Source organism: Phenylobacterium sp. (assembly GCF_965229015.1).
Classification (GTDB): Bacteria; Pseudomonadota; Alphaproteobacteria; order Caulobacterales; family Caulobacteraceae; genus Phenylobacterium.
Genome location: NZ_CBDDIM010000001.1, coordinates 2,879,363 through 2,895,093, shown reverse-complemented (window position 1 = coordinate 2,895,093; position 15,731 = coordinate 2,879,363). Strand labels below are relative to the sequence as shown.

The window sequence follows — 15,731 nt, the reverse complement described above, 5'->3', positions numbered from 1 at the left end:
GGCGGGCAATAGCAGAGGGCGCCGCGTGGGGCGAGCCCTTTGGTTCAGCGCCGGCGCTCGCGCGGCGTGACGGTGACGGTCAGGCGCCGGCCCTGACGTATCACCTCGAAGGCCATGGGCCGGCCGATGGTGTCGGTCCCCAGCACCCGCATCAGATCGTCCAGGCCGGTCAGGGGCGCCCCCTCGGCCGCCACCAGCAGGTCGCCCGGCAGCAGGCCCGCGCGGGCGGCGGGGCCGTTCACCTCGCAGGTGGCGATCCAGACCCCGAAGGGCTGGTCCAGGCCCACGGCGCGGGCCAGGTCGCGGGGAATCGGCGCCTGCTGGGCGATGACCCCGATGGAGCCCCGCCGCACCCGCCCGTGCTTGATCAGCTCGCCTACCACCAGGGCCGCGGTGTTGGCCGCCACGGCGAAGCAGAGGCCCTGGGCGCCGGAGATCACCGCGGTGGCGATCCCCACCACCTCGCCGGCGGAATTGACCAGGGGCCCGCCCGAGGAGCCGGGATTGAGCGAGGCGTCGGTCTGGATCAGGTCCTCGATCAGCCGCCCCCGCTCGCCCCGCAGCGAGCGGCCCAGGGCCGAGACGATACCGGCCGTCACCGTGGCCTCGAACCCCAAGGGCGCGCCGATGGCGATCACCAGCTGGCCACGCCGCATGGCCTTGGAGTCCCCAAGTTTGGCGTAGGGCAGGGTGACCCCGCCCTCGATGCGCAGCAGGGCCAGGTCGGTGTCGGGGTCGTCGCCGATCAGCCGGGCGCGGAACACCCGCCCGTCGAGGCCGACGATCTCGGCCAGGGTCGAGCCGCGCACCACATGGCTGTTGGTGAGGATCAGGCCGTCCGGGGCGATGACCACGCCCGAGCCCACCCCCTCGGGCCCCTCGGGGCTGCGCCAGGGATGGACGCTGACCACGGCGGGGCCTACCCGCTCCACGGCGCTCACCACCGCGTGGGAATAGGCGTCCAGCAGACCCGCGTCGCCGCCCGGCGTCGCCAGGTGGGTCGGCGGCTGGGGCGGCAGCTCCGAATAGGTGAAGGTGGCCCCCGGCGCGAAGGCGTAGGACGGCGGCCGCTTGCGCCGGGGCCGGCGCGCCGCGGCGAAGGCGGCGTATTTGAAGCCCTTCATATGGCTCGGCATCGGCCCCTCGCAGTCCTGGCGACAGGAAACCCCACCCGTTAACCAGGAGTCCAGGGGTGTCGCGCGGGAGGAGAGGCGGGCTGGGCGGCGCTTCCCCTCCGTGTCATCCCGCATGCAGCGGCGAAGCCGCGAAAGTGCGGGACCCAGAAGCGCCGACCTCTCCTGCACGACCCGCGCGTCTGGGTCCCGGACAAGCGCTGCGCGCTTTCCGGGATGACACCCTTGCCTGTTCGGAAGCCCCCTGCGCCTTGAAACGGCGAGAGAGATCAGATCTCCGGCAGCAGCATGGCCCGGGCCCGGGCGGCGTCGGCCATGATCTGGGCGGTCATGGCGTCCATGCTCTCGAACTTGGCCTCGTCGCGCAGGAAGGCGATCAGGTCGGTCTCGATGACCTGGTCGTAGATGTCCTCGTCGAAGTCGAACAGCCAGACCTCCAGCCGCGGCGCGATGGTCCCGTCGACGGTGGGATTGATCCCGATATTGGCCACCCCGGCGATCTCCCGGCCGTCGGGCAGGCGGGTGCGGGTGGCGTAGACCCCGAAGCGGGGCTGCACATAGTCCCTCAGGGCCACATTGGCGGTGGGATAGCCGAGCGTGCGGCCGAGCTGGCGGCCGTGTTCCACCATGCCCTCGATGGCGAAGGGCCGGCCGAGGATCGCCGCGGCCATCTCAGGATGGCCGTCCCGCAGGGCCTCGCGCACGGCGGTGGAGGAGAACTTGGAATTACCCTCGCCGATCTCCTGGGCCACCGAGACGCCGAACCCCAGCTCCTGGCCATAGCGGGCCATGATCTCCGGGCTGCCGGTGCGGCCCCAGCCGAAGGTGATGTCGAAGCCGACGGCCACGTTGCGGACGCCCAGGCCCTTGTGCAGCACCTCAGCCACGAACTCGTGGTCGCTCATCCTGGCGAACGGCCAGTCGAAGGGCAGGATGTAGGAGATATCCACCCCCAGGGCCGCGAGGGCGCGGGCCTGCTGGTCGGGCTGCATCAGCCGGAAGGCGGGCGCATCGGGCTGGAAGATGCGGCGCGGGTGCGGGTCGAAGCTGATCACCGCCAGGGGCGCCTTCAGCTTGCCGGCGGCCTTGGCGGCGAGCGCGATCACGTGCTGGTGGCCGCGGTGAACCCCGTCGAAATTGCCCAGCGCCACCGACGCGCCGCGATCGGCCTCCGCCAGGCCTCTCCAGTCATGGACGATCCGCATGGGGTTCAGGCGCCCTTCCGGGGGACCATGATGACGGCCTCGCCGTCCACGACGGTCTTGCCGTTCACCTGGCAGACGGTGGCCAGCGTCGCGTGGCCGCGGGCCTCGTCCAGGGCCTGGATCGTCACCCGGGTCACCACCGCGTCCCCCAGCTTCACCGGGCGGCGGAAGCGCATCGACTGCGACAGGTAGATGGACCCGGGGCCCGGCAGCTTCGTCCCGATCACCGCCGAGATATAGGCGCCCGACAGCATGCCGTGGGCGATGCGGGTCTGGAAGGTGGTGGTCTTGGCGTAGGCCTCGTCCAGATGGACGGGATTGGTGTCGCCCGAGACGGCCGCGAAGGCCTCCACGTCATTGGCGGTCACGACCCTGGTGGTCTCGGCCGACTGGCCGAGGCTCAGATCTTCGAAGAACAGTCCCTGCACGCGCGGTTCCTTCAGCCCCGGCTTCCTTAGCCGCCTTGGGCGCTCAAGCGAAGCCCTGGACGAGATCGGGCGTCCGGGGCAGGCTGGCAAGTCCGATTGGGAGGCGATGATGAGAAACCTGGCCCTGGCCTTGGCCCTGACCGCGCTCGCGGCCTGTTCCCCACCCGCCGCCAAGGCCCCCGCGGCGCCCGCGCCCGCCGCGCCCGCCGCGGCCCCCGCCGGCACGCCCCCGGCCGCCGAGCCCCTGACCATGAGCTTCTCGGGCCTCCTGCCCTGCGCCGACTGTCCCGGCCTGAAGACCGAGCTCACCCTCACCCGCGACGCCCCCTATTCCGGCGACGGGACCTACCGGCTGGTGGAGACCTATCTGGAGCGCGGCGCCCCCTTCACCACCACCGGCAAGTGGGGGACCCTGCGCGGCGACGCGATCGACCCGGACGCCACGGTCTACGAGCTCGACCCCGACAAGCCCAACGGGGCTCGCCACTTCCTGCGGGTCGGGAACGATGAGGCGCTGAAGGCCCTGGACGGCGACATGAAACCCCTGCCCGACGCCCTGCCGAGCACGCTCAAGCGGGTGAAGTAGGGCCCGCTACCAGACCAGGTCGGCGATGGCGTAGGTGGCGGTGAGGCCGTCGGCGGCCAGCAGGTCCTCCACCGCCTTGGCGTTCAGGCCGTCGGCGTCGATGGTTTCGGCTCCGTGGATGCCGCTGGCCACGAACAGCACGTCCAGGCCTTGGTCGTTGGCGCCCTTGACGTCGGTGGGCAGGCCGTCGCCGATGCAGAGCACCCGCGAACGGTCCACCGCCCGGCCCAGCAGGCGCTCCGCCTCGATCAGGCACAGATCGTAGATCGGCGCGTAGGGCTTGCCGGCCATCAGCACCTCGCCCCCCAGACTGGAATACAGTTGGGCCAGCGCCCCGCCGCAATAGATCAGCCGGTCGCCCCGCTGCACCACGATGTCGGGATTGGCGCAGATCATGGTCAGGCCGCGCTTGGCGCAGGCCTCGAAGCGGTCCTGGTAGTCGCCGGGGCCCTCGACCTCGTCGTCATAGGGGCCGGTCACCGAGATGAAGGCGGCCTTGTCATGGTCGGCATAGTCGAGGCCCAGGCCGTCATAGAGCGGGGCGTCGCGGTCGGGGCCCACGGTCCAGGCCGGGCCCGGCGCCCGCGCCCCCAGCAGCACCCGGGTGGCGTCGCCGGAGGTGACGAAAGCCTGCCACGTCGCGCGGGGGACCCCCAGGCCGTCCAGCTGCGGGATCACCGAGTGCGAGGGCCGCGGGGAGTTGGAGATCAGCACCACCGGCCCCTTGGTCTCGCCCCAGCGGGCCAGGGCCCCACAGGCGGCCGGGAAGCTTTCGCGCCCATTGTGGATCACCCCCCAGACGTCGGAGAGGATCACGTCGTAGCGGTCGGCGAGGGCGGAGAGTCCGGAGATCAGCGCGGTCATGGGCCTGGGCGGTAAAGCGCGAGGTGCGGCGGGTCAATGCCGCACCACCCTGTGTCATCCCGGAAAGCCCGCAGGGCTTGTCCGGGACCCATAGGCGCGGGGCGTACAGGAGGGATCGGTGCTTCTGGGTCCCGGTCTTCCGCTGGCGCGGAAACCGGGATGACACCAGTGTTTATGCTAGTGCCGCCCGCCGCCGGCGCGGCGGCGCATGGTGCTGCGCAGGAATTCGGCGGGGGGATCGGTCTCGGCCAGGACGGCGTCCTTGATCGGCCGCGGCTCGCCGAACAGGTGGCCCTGGCCATAGGCGATGTCGAGTTCGAGGATGTCGACGATCTGGCGCTCCTCCTCGACCTTCTCGGCGATGATCTCCACCCCGTAGCGGCGGGTGAGCGTCGCGAAGTCCTGGGCGGCCAGGTCGGGCATGGACTTCAGCACCAGGCCCTCGTCGGTCTCCATCAGCTGGCTCAGCAGGAACTGGGCCCCGATCTTCAGGAACTTCACGTCGGATCGGGCCAGGTCCTGGAAGTCCAGGTCGAGGTCCACGACCTTGTCGAGGCTGAAGCGGAAGCCGAGGTCGGCCAGCTTGCCCATGTTGCGCGCCTCGGTGGCGCCGCGGGCGTCGAAGGCGGCCTGGCCCAGCTCGAAGATCAGGGCGCCGGCCAGGTCGCGGTTGGCGGCCAGCAGGTCGAGGAACTGCGGGAAGAAGCTCTCGTCGGCCAGGCTGGAGGTGGAGATGTTGCAGAAGATGCCGATCTTCTTGTCGGTCTTGGCCAGCCTGCGCACGATCTGCACGCAGCGGAACAGCAGCAGGTTGTCGATGGAGGTGACCAGGCCCTCGGGCTCGGCCACGGCCAGGTACTCGGCGGGCATCATCACCCGGCCGGTGGCGTCGCGCAGGCGCGAGAAGCTCTCGTAGAACACCGTCCGGCGCTGGGGCAGGCCCACCACCGGCTGCAGGTAGAGGTCGACGCGGTTCTCGGCCAGGGCCTCGCGGATGGTCTCCAGCAGGGCGGCGGACTGGCGGTGCTGCGGGGCGTGGCGGGCCGTCAGCGGGGCCTGGACCATCCGCTCCTCCAGCCTCTGGCCCATGCGCTGGACCAGATCCTCCAGCATGTGGACCTCGCCGGTCAGCTCCTCGGAGCGGCGCAGAGCGTCGTCGGTGACGGTGGAGACCACCTCCACCACCCGGGCGTCCATGCGCTCCATCTGGTCGATCAGGATCCGCTGGGCCTCCCGCACGGTCTCGAGCTCGCGGCGCAGGGCGGCGTTCTCCAGGCTGTGCATGATCAGGCCGTGGAAGGTGTAGCAAAGGGCGAACCCAGCCGCGAGCATGGCCAGGCCGGCCGCCCAGCCTCCCCCGTTACGCCACAGGAGGAGGGCGAAGATCAGTGCAACACAGAGATAGGCGCCCGAAAGCAGCGCCAATGTGAGCCGTCGCATGGTCCCGCCTGCCCGAATCGCTTCTGAGTATCCGATGCGCCGCCGGTGCAAGTCGAACAGATTAACGATTGCGCGAGCGCCTCGCGCTAATTGGACGCGGCGACCTTGCCCAGCAGCATGTCAGCCGCCTTCTCCGCGATCATGATGGTCGGGGCATTGGTGTTGCCCGAGACCAGGCGCGGCATCACCGAGGCGTCAACCACCCGCAGGCCCTCGACGCCGCGCACCCGCAGCTGCGCGTCCACCACCGCCATCGGCCCCGAGCCCATCTGGCAGGTTCCCACCGGGTGATAGATGGTCGAGCCGGCCATGCGGGCGTAGCCCAGCAGGGCCTCGTCGTTGTTGAAGTCCGGGCCCGGGAGCATCTCGTGGTCGATATAGGGGGCGAGCGCCGGCTGGGCGGCGATCTTGCGGCCCCATTTCAGCCCGGCCACCGCCACCTCCTGGTCTAGGGGGTCGGAGAGGTAGTTGGGGGCGATGGCGGGATAGACGCTCGGGTCGGCCGACTTGATGCGGATCGTGCCGCGGCTTTCGGGGCGCACCTGGCAGGGGGCGATGGTCAGGCCCGGCGCCCCGTCCAGCTCCATCTTGCCGCTCATGGCCTTTTCCAGGTTCTGGGAGGCCGGCAGGATGTGGAACTGGATGTCCGGTCCTGCGAGATCGGGCCGAGACTTACAGAAAGCCGCGACGTGCGCCGCCGAAAGGGTCAGCAAGCCCTTGCGCTGGAATGCGTATTTCAGGATCTCGCCCAGGAAGCGGGGCCCCTTGGTCAGCTCGTTGACCGACACCGTCCCGGCCTTCAGCCGGTAGGTGACCGCCATGACGTAGTGGTCCTGCAGGTTCTCGCCGACGCCGGGCAGATCGGCCACCACCTCGATCCCATGGTCGCGCAGCAATTCCCCGGGGCCGACGCCCGAGAGCTGCAGCAGTTGCGGCGAATTGATCGCGCCGCCGGCCAGGATCACCTCGCGCCGGGCCTTGGCGATCTTGCGGACGCCGTTCTGGAGATACTCCACCCCCACCGCCCGCTTGCCCTCGAAGATCACCCGGGTGGTGAGCGCGTGGGTCTCGACCTTCAGGTTCGCGCGGCCCATGGCCGGGTGCAGATAGGCCACCGCCGCCGAGCAGCGCTGCCCGTTCTTCACGGTCAGCTGGTAGTAGCTGACGCCTTCCTGGTCCTCGCCGTTGACGTCTTCGTTGCGCGGGATGCCGGCCTCGACGCAGGCCTCCACCACGGCGTCGGACACCGGATGCTTGGTGGTGACGTCCGAGACGTTGAGCGGGCCGCCCACGCCGTGATGGGCGCTGGCCCCGCGTTCCTGGTGCTCGGAGCGCTTGAAATAGGGGGCCACGTCGTCCCAGCCCCAGCCCTCGCAGCCCAGCTGGCGCCAGCCGTCATAGTCGGCCTGCTGGCCGCGGATATAGAGCAGGCCGTTGATGGAGGACGAGCCGCCCAGCACCTTGCCGCGCGGCCAGGTGTGCACCCGGCCGCCGGTGCCGGGATCGGGCTCGGTGGGGTAGAGCCAGTTGACCTTGGGATCCTTCAGCGTCTGGGCGTAGCCCACCGGCACGTGGATCATCACGTTGGAGAAGAACTGGCTGGGCTCCTTGGTGGGCCGGTCGTCGCCGCCGGCCTCCAGCAACAGCACGGCGTTGGCCGCATCCGCGCTCAGGCGGTTGGCCAGCACGCATCCGGCCGAACCCGCGCCGACAATGATGTAGTCCGCGGTGGAGGTGTCGGACATCGGGGGCGCTCCTGCATGGTGGGTTGCAGGGCCCGTTGTGTCGGTTCGAAGCGCCGCCGTAAACGGTGGAATGCGGTCTAGCGGGTCGGGACCGGGACCTCGCCGCGGTAGTCGTAGAAGCCGCGGTCGGTCTTGCGGCCCAGCCAACCGGCCTCGACATATTTCACCAGCAGGGGGCAGGGCCGGTACTTGGAGTCGGCCAGGCCCTCATAGAGGACGTTCATGATCGACAGGACGGTGTCCAGGCCGATGAAGTCGCCCAGCTCCAGCGGGCCCATCGGATGGTTGGCGCCCAGCTTCATGGCCGTGTCGATGGCCTCCACCGTGCCGACGCCCTCGTACAGGGTGTAGATCGCCTCGTTGATCATCGGCACCAGCACGCGGTTGACGATGAAGGCCGGGAAGTCCTCGGCGTTGGCGGTGGTCTTGCCCAGGGACTTGGCGAAGTTGACGGCGGTCTCGTAGGTGGGCGCGTCGGTGGCGATGCCGCGGATGATCTCCACGAGGTTCATCAGCGGCACAGGGTTCATGAAGTGCAGGCCGATGAACCGGCCGGGCCGGTCGGAGGCCGCCCCCAGGCGGGTGATGGAGATCGACGAGGTGTTCGACGCCAGCAGGGTGTTGGGCCCGAGGTGCGGGGTCAGCGCCTTGAAGATCGACTTCTTGACCTCTTCGTTCTCGGTGGCCGCCTCGATGGCCAGGTCCGTGGCCCCGATGGACTGCAGCTCCGGCGCGGCCTTGATGCGGGCGATGGCGGCGTCCATCGCCTCCTGGGTGATGATGCCGCGGCCGACCTGGCGGGTCATGTTCTTGCGGATCTGGGCCAGGCCCGTCTCGATCCGTTCGGCGCTCACATCGTGCAGCAGCACGTCGTAGCCGCCCAGGGCGACCACGTGGGCGATGCCCGAACCCATCTGACCAGCGCCGATGACGCCGACCGATTTGATATCCACCATGCCGACAAAGCCTCGATCATGCGGGGCGGTATCCCCTGTCCGCCGCCGCTTGTGACGAGTTTCTAACATGGGCATGTGCGGCGCCGCCAAGGCTTTTGCTGCGCCGCAGCGCGAGGAGGGCCGGCGACTGTGGCGCGGACGCCGCGATCGGACCCGCCGGAGCGCAACGAAAAAGGGCGGTCCCTCGCGGAACCGCCCCTGGTCGTATCGGCCCTTGATCGGTCGGGGTTACTTCCCGGCGGCGGTCAGGGCGTCCATCAGTTCCGGCACGGCGGTCTTGTAGTCGGCCACCAGACCGAAGTCGGCGACCTGGAAGATCGGCGCGTCGGCATCCTTGTTGATCGCCACGATGATCTTGGAGTCCTTCATCCCGGCGAGGTGCTGGATGGCGCCGGAGATGCCGATGGCGACATAGAGCTCCGGAGCCACGACCTTGCCGGTCTGGCCGACCTGGTAGTCGTTGGGGGCGTAGCCCGCATCGACCGCCGCGCGGCTGGCGCCGATGGCGGCCCCGAGCTTGTCGGCCAGGGGGTCGATGACCCGCTGGAACTCCTCGGCCGAGCCCATGGCCCGACCCCCGGAGACGACGATCTTGGCGCCTGCGAGTTCGGGACGGGCCGACTTCACCAGTTGCTGATCGACGAACTTGGTCTTGGGGGCGCCGTCGCCGGCGCTGACGCTCTCGACCGGGGCCGAGCCGCCTTCACCGGCCGCCTTGAAGGCGGTGGCGCGGACGGTGATCACCTTCTTGGCGTCGGAGGATTGGACGGTCTCCAGCGCGTTGCCGGCGTAGATCGGGCGCACGAAGGTGGAGCCGTCGACGACCTCGACGATTTCCGAGATCTGGGCGACGTCCAGCTTGGCCGCGATGCGGGGGCTGAAGTTCTTGCCCTGCGAGGTGGCGGGGGTCAGGACGGCGTCGTAGCCGGCCATCAACGGAACGACCGCGGCGGTGACCGCCTCGGCCAGGCCCTGGCCCAGCGCGTCGCTCTCGGCCAGCAGAACCTTGCGGACGCCGGCGATCTTGCCGGCGGCCTCGGCGACGGCCTTGGCGCCGGACCCGGCCACCAGGATGTCGACGTCGGACGACAGCGCGAGCGCCGCGGTCACGGTCTTGTGGGTGCTGTCCTTCAGGGACGCGTTGTCATGATCGGCGATAACGAGAACGGCCATTAGAGCACCCCCGCGGTCTTGAGGTTGGCGACGAGGTCGGCGGCGCTTTCCACCTTGATGCCGCCGCCGCGCTTCGGCGGTTCGGTGACCTTGACGACCTTGAGGCGCGGGGCGGTGTCGACGCCGAGCGAGGCGGCTTCCTTCACGTCCAGCGGCTTCTTCTTGGCCTTCATGATGTTGGGCAGCGAGGCGTAGCGCGGCTCGTTGAGACGCAGGTCGGCGGTGATGATCGCCGGCAGGGTCACGTCGATGGTCTGGATGCCGCCGTCGACCTCACGGCCCACCTTGGCGTCGCCCGCGTTGAGCTCGATGGAGTTGGCGAAGGTCGCCTGCGGCCAGTCGAGAAGGGCCGCCAGCATCTGGCCGGTGGCGTTGTTGTCGCCGTCGATGGCCTGCTTGCCCATGATCACCACGTCGGGGCTCTCTTCGGCGATGATCGCCGCGAGCAGCTTGGCGACGGCCAGGGGTTCGGGATCCTGGTCGGTCTGGATCAGGATCGCGCGGTCTGCGCCCATGGCCAGGGCCGTGCGCAGGGTTTCCTGCGCCTGGGCCGGGCCGATGGACACGGCCACCACCTCCGTGGCGACGCCCTTTTCCTTCTGGCGCACGGCTTCTTCGACCGCGATCTCGCAGAAGGGGTTCATGGACATCTTCACATTGGCGAGGTCCACACCGGATTGGTCCGGCTTGACCCGGGCCTTGACGTTGTAGTCGATCACCCGCTTCACGGGGACGAGCACCTTCATGGCTTCGCTAACGCCTCAAATTGCTAAAAATTGAACGGTTGGGGCATAACGGTTCCGACGCGCATTGCAAGCCGGGCGCGGGTCACACTGCGCCGCAATTTTGTCCGGGCGGCCAGATAGGCCGCTCAAAACCCCTGCCAAGACGAAGATCATGAACCGAACGATCAAGCGCCTGATGTTGATTTTCGTGGGCGCCTTCGCCCTCTCCACCGTGGCGGTCATCGTCTATCAGGTGGGCTGGGTGATCCCGGGACAGCGCTGTGAATCCAACGGCGACTGGTGGGACTGGCGCGGCCGCACCTGCGCCCACCCGGTGCTGATCTCCGACATCACCGGCCGGGTGATCGACAACGACGCCCAGCGCAAGGCCGCCAAGGCCGCCGCCGCCAAGGCCCGGGGCGAGACGGTTCCGGCGCCCTAGCGGGTGGCGCCCGAGCGCCAGAAGACGTCGGCCCGGCCCTGGTCATTGGCCGCGCGGGCGGCGACGAACAGCAGGTCCGACAGCCGGTTGAGATAGCGGAAGGCCGGGCCGGAGACATCTTCGCCGGACTCCATCAGGGCCACGGCCACGCGCTCGGCGCGGCGGGCCACGGTGCGCGCCAGGTGCAGGGCCGCCGCGGCCGCCGAGCCGCCGGGCAGGACGAAGGAGGTCAGGGCGGGCAGGCCGCCGTTGAGGTGATCGATCTCCTGCTCCAGCCGCGCCACCTGCGAATCGAGGATGCGCAACATCTGCCCCTCGATCTCGTCGGGCTTGGCCGGGGTGGCGAGGTCGGCGCCCAGGTCGAAAAGCTCGTTCTGGATGCGGGCCAGGATGTCGTCCAGCGGCCCGCCAGCCGTGTGCAGCCGGGCCAGGCCGATACAGGCGTTGGTCTCGTCCACCGCCCCGTAGGTCTCCACCCGCAGCGAGGCCTTGCTCACCGTGGCGCCGCTGGCCAGGCGGGTGGCGCCCTTGTCGCCGGCCCGCGTGTAGATCCTGTTGAGGGTCACCATGGCTAGCCCCGGTGCCGCCACCAGACCGCGGTCACCAGCAGGGCCACGGCGATGGCCTGCAACAGGACCCGCAGGCGCATCAGCTTGTTCGAATAGGAGCGGCCGAAGTCGCCCCCTCGGAACAGGGCGTAGAGCCCGATGAACAGGGTCACGGTCACCGCCAGCAGGGCGAGGGGAATCAGAAAGTCGAAAGCGCGTTCCATCCGGCCAATCTAGAGCGGCGCGGCCGATGAAACCATCCGGCGAATCCCACGTTGAAACGTCGTTACACGAGCATGCTCAGTGATCGGGGGTATGCTCCGGCGTCGTGTTTCCGACCCGCAACAGTGGGAAAGGCCTCGAAATGGCGAGTGCGACGCTGCGCCACACAGTCCAGCCTCAACCTATGAGCTAAGTCCCGCCCTCTGCTCGTATCGCGGAACGAGTTAGATGAACTTGATCAAATAACGCCCTTTCGCTTGGACGCGCCGCGGCGAACGGGTTAGAGAACGGACACCTGTCATGCCGCCTCCCCAGGCCAGTGACCCGGGCGCCTCCCCGCGCCCAGATTCTGAAGTTGAAATGTGCGAGCTCATCGCTGACCTGCGCGATGCCGCCCGGGACGGACGCCGCCTTGCGCGGCTCGAACCCGGGCAGCTTGAGAAGGTCGCCGGCGAGTCCCGCCAATGGTTCGAACACTCCGCGGAGGCGGCCCTTTCGAGGCTGGACGCTCAATGAAACACGTTCCCGGTACTCTCCACGGCGCCCAGGAAGCCGAAATGCGCGTGCCCACCCGCCGCGCCCTGGCCAAGCAGCAGACCCGCGCCAAGGTGCTGGCCGCCGCCCGCCGGCTGTTCTCCGAAGAGGGCTATGAGGGCGCCACCATCCGCGACATCGCCGCCGCGGCGGGCATGTCCACCGGCGCGGTGTTCGCCAACTTCTCCGACAAGTCCGACCTGTTCCGCGAGATCATGCTCGCCGACATGGCCGACGTGGCCGAGACCATGCGCGAAGCCGCCCTGCGCGGCCGCAATGTGGATGACGCCCTGCTGAAGGCCTTCGCCGCCGGCTACGCCTTCTACAAGACCCAGCTGCCGCTGGCCCGTGCCGCCTTCTCCATCTCCTGGTCCCCCGACCAGGGCCAGGAGTTGCGCAACATGCCTCCGGTCCAGGCCCTGCACGACCTGATCAACGAACAGCTGGTCCTGGGCGTCGAGCGGGGCGAACTCAGCCAGGAGGCGGAGGTCAAGCTGCGCACCCAGATGCTGTTCGACTGCTACCTGGCCAACTATCCCGAGGCGATCTTCCAGGGCTGGAGCATCGATGCGCTCCAGGCCAAGGCCAAGGATCAGATCCGCGTCATCCTCGCCGGCGCCCGCCGCGGCTGACCCGAGTGGGTGCGACGTACTGTCGCACCCTCCTGTGGGCGGCGCCCGGCCGCGTGGTTTCACCCTAACCATGGGTCAAGCCGCGCGTGAGACGTGGCCTTAGGGGGACACCATTTGAGCGTAAGACAGTCTCAGAAGGAGGCGACCCGTAAACGCGTGCTCGACGCCGCGCGCGATCTCTTCGAGAGCCGCGGCTACGAGGAGACCACCGTCCGCGAGATCGCGCGCGTCGCCGGGGTCTCGGTGGGCAGCGTCTTCACCACCTTCTCCTCCAAGGGCGACATCCTCAGCCAGGTCATGGCCGACCGGCTGGACGCCCTCTACGCGGAACTCGATCGCGTGGTGCCGCATCTGCGGGGCTCCACCGCCGACCGCCTGGCCTCGATGTTCGCCATCCACTACGCCTTCGAGACCCGGCGCACGAAGCTGTTCCTGGCCCACATCGCCGCGGCCTACGACTGGACCCTGGAGGCCAGCTCCCGGCCCTTCGGCCGCAATCCCCATCTGATGCAGGTGGTGCGCGACTGCCTGGCCGAGGGGATCGCCCGCGGCGACGTCGATCCGGCCACGGACCTGGACATCGCCGTCGACGCCCTGATGGCCTCCTACGCCTGGACCTATCGGCTGGCGGCCTGGAACGGCTCCGACGCCGACGCCATGAGCGCCGTCTTCGACCGCCATATCGGCCTGATCTGCCAGGGCTTCGCCCCGCGACCGTGAGCGCGCGCTCCGCTAGTTGGCGCCTTCCAGCAGCCGCCGGGCGATCACCTGGGCCTGAATCTCGCCCGCGCCCTCGAAGATGTTGAGGATGCGGGCGTCGGCCAGCAGGCGGCTCACCGGCTGCTCCACGGCGAACCCGGTCCCGCCATGGATCTGGACGGCGTTGTCGGCGCAGGCCCAGGCGATGCGGGCGGCGACCAGCTTGGCCATGCCCGCCTCCAGGTCGCAGCGGCGGCCCTCGTCCTTGGCCCGCGCGGCGAACCAGGCCAGCCGCCGGGCCCCCAGCAGTTCGGCGGCCATCATGGCCAGCTTGTTGGTCACCCTCGGGAAGTCGGCGATGGCCTGGCCGAACTGGCGCCGCGCCAGGGCGTAGTCCAGGGCGATGTCCAGGGCCGCCTGGCCCACCCCGATGGCGCGGGCCGCGGTCTGGATGCGGGCGCTCTCGAAGGTGGCCATCAGCTGGGAAAAGCCCTGACCCTCCTGGCCCCCCAGCAGGTTGGCGTGGGGAACCTCAAAGCCGTCGAAGGCCAGTTCGTACTCCTTCATGCCGCGATAGCCGATCACCCCGATCTCGCCGCCGCTCATGCCCGCCGCCGGGAAGGGGTCGGACGCGGTCCCGCGCGGCTTCTCCGCCAGGAACATCGACAGGCCCCTGTGGTCCTTGCTGGCCGGGTCGGTGCGCACCAGCAGGGTCATCAGGTCGGCCCGGGCCGCGTGGGTGATCCAGGTCTTGGCGCCGCTGATCCTCCAGACATCCCCCGCCCGCACCGCGCGCGTGCGCAGGGAGCCCAGGTCCGAGCCCGCCTCCGGCTCGGTGAAGACCGCGGTGGGGATGATCTCGCCCGAGGCGATGGCCGGCAGCAGGCGGGCCTTCTGGTCGGGGGTCCCGTGGGCCAGGATCAGCTCGGCGGCGATCTCCGAGCGGGTGCCCAGGGATCCGGTCCCGATCCAGCCCCGCGACAGGGCCTCGGAGACCACGCACATGGCGATCTTGCCCAGGCCCGATCCGCCATGGGCCTCCGGCACGGTGAGGCCGAACACCCCGAGATCGGCGAGCTCCCTCAGCAGCGCCAGGGGGATCAGCTCGTCGCGCAGGTGCCAGCCGTGGGCGAAGGGACTGATCTTCTCCGCCGCGAAGGCCTGGAACTGGTCGCGGACCATGTCCAGCGTGGCGTCCAGGCCGCTGGCCTCCAGGGAGGGCCGGCCCCGGGCGGTCTCCAGCAAGGCCACGATGCGGGTCTTCACCGCCTGGCCGGCGCCGGGCCGCAGGCGGTCGATCACCCCGCGCAGCCGGTCGTCGATCAGCCCCAGGTCGGCCAGCCGGAAGGTCTCCCCCTGGTTCATGGGAATCCCGCCGGCCAGCTGGCTCAGATATTCGAAGGCCAGCAGCTGGGCCGGCAGGGCCTCGGATTCGGTGAAGGCGCCGTCGGCCGCCAGGGCCCCGGCCCAGGCCGCCGTCTGCCGCAGGGTCTCGGCATAGGCCGCCGCCCAGGCCAGGCCGTGGGCCACGTGCTGCTCGGCGTCCAGGGCGGCCCGATCCAGCCGGCCCTCCACTGTCACGCGGGCGGAGACGGCGGCCCGGGCCTCGGCGACGATCGCCTCGGCATGGTCGGCGGCCTCGGCCAGGAGTTGGGGGAGATGGGGCAGGATCAGCGCGGTCATGCAGGAACTATAGGCGCCGGCCGCTACGTCGCCCTATAGGTCGAGGAGAAAACCCAGGGAGCGCGCCATGATCGTCGTCCACCACCTCAACGACTCGCGCTCGCAGCGCATTCTGTGGCTGCTGGAGGAGCTCAAGCTCCCCTACGAGATCAAGCACTACGCCCGCGACGCCGTCACCCGTCTGGCCCCGCCCGAGCTGAAGGCGGTCCATCCCCTGGGCAAGTCCCCGGTGGTCACCGACGGCGACATGACCGTCATCGAGAGCGGCGCCATCGTCGACTACATCATCCGCCGCCATGCCGGCGGCCGGCTGCAGCCCGATCCCGCCACGCCCGCCTACGACTATTACCAGCAGTGGATGCACTATTCAGAGGGCTCGGCCATGCTGCCCCTGATGCTGTTCATGTATGTCGGCCGCCTCGGCGAGGCCGGAGCGCCCTTGCATCCGCGGATGGAGAGCGAGATCGCCAACCACCTGGGCTATGTGGACCAGGCGCTGGCCGGCAAGGACTGGATCATGGGCGCCGAGTTCTCCGGCGCCGACGTCCAGATGAGCTTCGTCGGCGAGGTCACCGGCGCCTTCGGGCGGCTCGCCACCTATCCCAACATCGCCGCCTGGCTGGAACGCTTCCAGGCCCGCCCGGCCTACCAGGCCGCGCTCGCCAAGGGCGGCCCCTACAACATGGGGCCGAGGGCGAAGGCATAGGGGTGAGGGC

At 69.6% G+C, this 15,731-nt stretch carries 17 protein-coding genes; 5 read left to right on the top strand and 12 right to left on the bottom strand.

The annotated features are described in order from the left end of the window. Nucleotides 1-44: 44 nt before the first annotated feature. The 3 genes from ACO06I_RS14600 to ACO06I_RS14590 form a co-directional block, all read right to left on the bottom strand. Nucleotides 45-1,136, bottom strand: coding sequence for a S1C family serine protease (locus ACO06I_RS14600; RefSeq protein WP_421933289.1), 1,092 nt, complete (start codon nucleotides 1,134-1,136; stop codon nucleotides 45-47). Between the two features lie 266 nt (nucleotides 1,137-1,402). After that, on the bottom strand, nucleotides 1,403-2,338 hold the full coding sequence (locus ACO06I_RS14595; RefSeq protein WP_421933288.1) for a bifunctional riboflavin kinase/FAD synthetase: 936 nt from the start codon (nucleotides 2,336-2,338) through the stop codon (nucleotides 1,403-1,405). Between the two features lie 5 nt (nucleotides 2,339-2,343). After that, complete coding sequence (locus ACO06I_RS14590) at nucleotides 2,344-2,766, bottom strand: MaoC family dehydratase (protein ID WP_421933287.1); 423 nt, start codon at nucleotides 2,764-2,766, stop codon at nucleotides 2,344-2,346. A gap of 109 nt (nucleotides 2,767-2,875) precedes the next feature. Between ACO06I_RS14590 and ACO06I_RS14585 the strand changes: the two genes are divergently transcribed. Further along, nucleotides 2,876-3,352, top strand: coding sequence for a copper resistance protein NlpE N-terminal domain-containing protein (locus ACO06I_RS14585; protein WP_421933286.1), 477 nt, complete (start codon nucleotides 2,876-2,878; stop codon nucleotides 3,350-3,352). A gap of 6 nt (nucleotides 3,353-3,358) precedes the next feature. On the opposite strand, the gene ACO06I_RS14580 is transcribed toward ACO06I_RS14585, so the two are convergent. The 6 genes from ACO06I_RS14580 to ACO06I_RS14555 all read right to left on the bottom strand — a co-directional run bounded on the left by ACO06I_RS14580 (nucleotide 3,359) and on the right by ACO06I_RS14555 (nucleotide 10,276). Next, nucleotides 3,359-4,216 (bottom strand): TIGR01459 family HAD-type hydrolase, encoded by an 858-nt coding sequence (locus tag ACO06I_RS14580; protein ID WP_421933285.1) that lies wholly within the window; start codon nucleotides 4,214-4,216, stop codon nucleotides 3,359-3,361. Between the two features lie 177 nt (nucleotides 4,217-4,393). Then, the gene (locus ACO06I_RS14575) at nucleotides 4,394-5,656 is read right to left on the bottom strand and encodes an EAL domain-containing protein (protein ID WP_421933284.1); all 1,263 of its coding nucleotides are present in this window, start codon (nucleotides 5,654-5,656) and stop codon (nucleotides 4,394-4,396) included. An 86-nt stretch (nucleotides 5,657-5,742) separates the two neighbouring features. Further along, entirely contained in the window at nucleotides 5,743-7,401 is a 1,659-nt protein-coding gene (locus ACO06I_RS14570; RefSeq protein ID WP_421933283.1) for a GMC family oxidoreductase, read from the bottom strand. Between the two features lie 77 nt (nucleotides 7,402-7,478). Further along, entirely contained in the window at nucleotides 7,479-8,357 is an 879-nt protein-coding gene (locus tag ACO06I_RS14565; protein WP_421933282.1) for a 3-hydroxybutyryl-CoA dehydrogenase, read from the bottom strand. Nucleotides 8,358-8,585: 228 nt separating this feature from the next. Then, nucleotides 8,586-9,530, bottom strand: a complete 945-nt coding sequence (locus ACO06I_RS14560) for an electron transfer flavoprotein subunit alpha/FixB family protein (protein ID WP_421933281.1) — start codon at nucleotides 9,528-9,530, stop codon at nucleotides 8,586-8,588. Further along, a complete protein-coding gene (locus ACO06I_RS14555) occupies nucleotides 9,530-10,276 on the bottom strand; it encodes an electron transfer flavoprotein subunit beta/FixA family protein (protein ID WP_421933280.1) in 747 nt (248 codons plus the stop codon). Before ACO06I_RS14555 ends, ACO06I_RS14560 begins: the two co-directional genes overlap by 1 nt. A gap of 151 nt (nucleotides 10,277-10,427) precedes the next feature. On the opposite strand from ACO06I_RS14555, the gene ACO06I_RS14550 reads away from it, so the two are divergent. Beyond that, entirely contained in the window at nucleotides 10,428-10,697 is a 270-nt protein-coding gene (locus ACO06I_RS14550; protein ID WP_421933279.1) for a hypothetical protein, read from the top strand. On the opposite strand, the gene ACO06I_RS14545 is transcribed toward ACO06I_RS14550, so the two are convergent. After that, nucleotides 10,694-11,266: a cob(I)yrinic acid a,c-diamide adenosyltransferase gene (locus ACO06I_RS14545; protein WP_421933278.1), complete on the bottom strand. Its 573-nt coding sequence runs from the start codon at nucleotides 11,264-11,266 to the stop codon at nucleotides 10,694-10,696. The two genes, ACO06I_RS14550 and ACO06I_RS14545, sit on opposite strands and share 4 nt — an antisense overlap. A gap of 2 nt (nucleotides 11,267-11,268) precedes the next feature. Then, on the bottom strand, nucleotides 11,269-11,469 hold the full coding sequence (locus ACO06I_RS14540) for a twin transmembrane helix small protein (RefSeq protein ID WP_421933277.1): 201 nt from the start codon (nucleotides 11,467-11,469) through the stop codon (nucleotides 11,269-11,271). 555 nt (nucleotides 11,470-12,024) lie between these two features. Here ACO06I_RS14540 and ACO06I_RS14535 point away from each other — a divergent pair. Both ACO06I_RS14535 and ACO06I_RS14530 read left to right on the top strand, forming a co-directional pair. Beyond that, nucleotides 12,025-12,633, top strand: coding sequence for a TetR/AcrR family transcriptional regulator (locus ACO06I_RS14535; RefSeq protein WP_421933276.1), 609 nt, complete (start codon nucleotides 12,025-12,027; stop codon nucleotides 12,631-12,633). 114 nt (nucleotides 12,634-12,747) lie between these two features. Continuing rightward, complete coding sequence (locus tag ACO06I_RS14530) at nucleotides 12,748-13,353, top strand: TetR/AcrR family transcriptional regulator (RefSeq protein WP_421933275.1); 606 nt, start codon at nucleotides 12,748-12,750, stop codon at nucleotides 13,351-13,353. Between the two features lie 12 nt (nucleotides 13,354-13,365). On the opposite strand, the gene ACO06I_RS14525 is transcribed toward ACO06I_RS14530, so the two are convergent. Continuing rightward, nucleotides 13,366-15,015 (bottom strand): acyl-CoA dehydrogenase family protein, encoded by a 1,650-nt coding sequence (locus ACO06I_RS14525; RefSeq protein WP_421933274.1) that lies wholly within the window; start codon nucleotides 15,013-15,015, stop codon nucleotides 13,366-13,368. A gap of 67 nt (nucleotides 15,016-15,082) precedes the next feature. Here ACO06I_RS14525 and ACO06I_RS14520 point away from each other — a divergent pair, with 67 nt between their 5' ends. After that, entirely contained in the window at nucleotides 15,083-15,721 is a 639-nt protein-coding gene (locus ACO06I_RS14520) for a glutathione S-transferase family protein (protein WP_421933273.1), read from the top strand. Nucleotides 15,722-15,731 lie beyond the last annotated feature (10 nt).

What these genes read in the sequence shown, in the direction of transcription:
- ACO06I_RS14600 (WP_421933289.1), bottom strand. Translation starts at nt 1,136, where the DNA reads ATGCCGAGCCATATGAAGGGCTTCAAATACGCCGCCTTCGCCGCGGCG.
- ACO06I_RS14595 (WP_421933288.1), bottom strand. Translation starts at nt 2,338, where the DNA reads ATGCGGATCGTCCATGACTGGAGAGGCCTGGCGGAGGCCGATCGCGGC.
- ACO06I_RS14585 (WP_421933286.1), top strand. Translation starts at nt 2,876, where the DNA reads ATGAGAAACCTGGCCCTGGCCTTGGCCCTGACCGCGCTCGCGGCCTGT.
- ACO06I_RS14580 (WP_421933285.1), bottom strand. Translation starts at nt 4,216, where the DNA reads ATGACCGCGCTGATCTCCGGACTCTCCGCCCTCGCCGACCGCTACGAC.
- ACO06I_RS14575 (WP_421933284.1), bottom strand. Translation starts at nt 5,656, where the DNA reads ATGCGACGGCTCACATTGGCGCTGCTTTCGGGCGCCTATCTCTGTGTT.
- ACO06I_RS14570 (WP_421933283.1), bottom strand. Translation starts at nt 7,401, where the DNA reads ATGTCCGACACCTCCACCGCGGACTACATCATTGTCGGCGCGGGTTCG.
- ACO06I_RS14565 (WP_421933282.1), bottom strand. Translation starts at nt 8,357, where the DNA reads ATGGTGGATATCAAATCGGTCGGCGTCATCGGCGCTGGTCAGATGGGT.
- ACO06I_RS14560 (WP_421933281.1), bottom strand. Translation starts at nt 9,530, where the DNA reads ATGGCCGTTCTCGTTATCGCCGATCATGACAACGCGTCCCTGAAGGAC.
- ACO06I_RS14555 (WP_421933280.1), bottom strand. Translation starts at nt 10,276, where the DNA reads ATGAAGGTGCTCGTCCCCGTGAAGCGGGTGATCGACTACAACGTCAAG.
- ACO06I_RS14550 (WP_421933279.1), top strand. Translation starts at nt 10,428, where the DNA reads ATGAACCGAACGATCAAGCGCCTGATGTTGATTTTCGTGGGCGCCTTC.
- ACO06I_RS14545 (WP_421933278.1), bottom strand. Translation starts at nt 11,266, where the DNA reads ATGGTGACCCTCAACAGGATCTACACGCGGGCCGGCGACAAGGGCGCC.
- ACO06I_RS14540 (WP_421933277.1), bottom strand. Translation starts at nt 11,469, where the DNA reads ATGGAACGCGCTTTCGACTTTCTGATTCCCCTCGCCCTGCTGGCGGTG.
- ACO06I_RS14535 (WP_421933276.1), top strand. Translation starts at nt 12,025, where the DNA reads ATGCGCGTGCCCACCCGCCGCGCCCTGGCCAAGCAGCAGACCCGCGCC.
- ACO06I_RS14525 (WP_421933274.1), bottom strand. Translation starts at nt 15,015, where the DNA reads ATGACCGCGCTGATCCTGCCCCATCTCCCCCAACTCCTGGCCGAGGCC.
- ACO06I_RS14520 (WP_421933273.1), top strand. Translation starts at nt 15,083, where the DNA reads ATGATCGTCGTCCACCACCTCAACGACTCGCGCTCGCAGCGCATTCTG.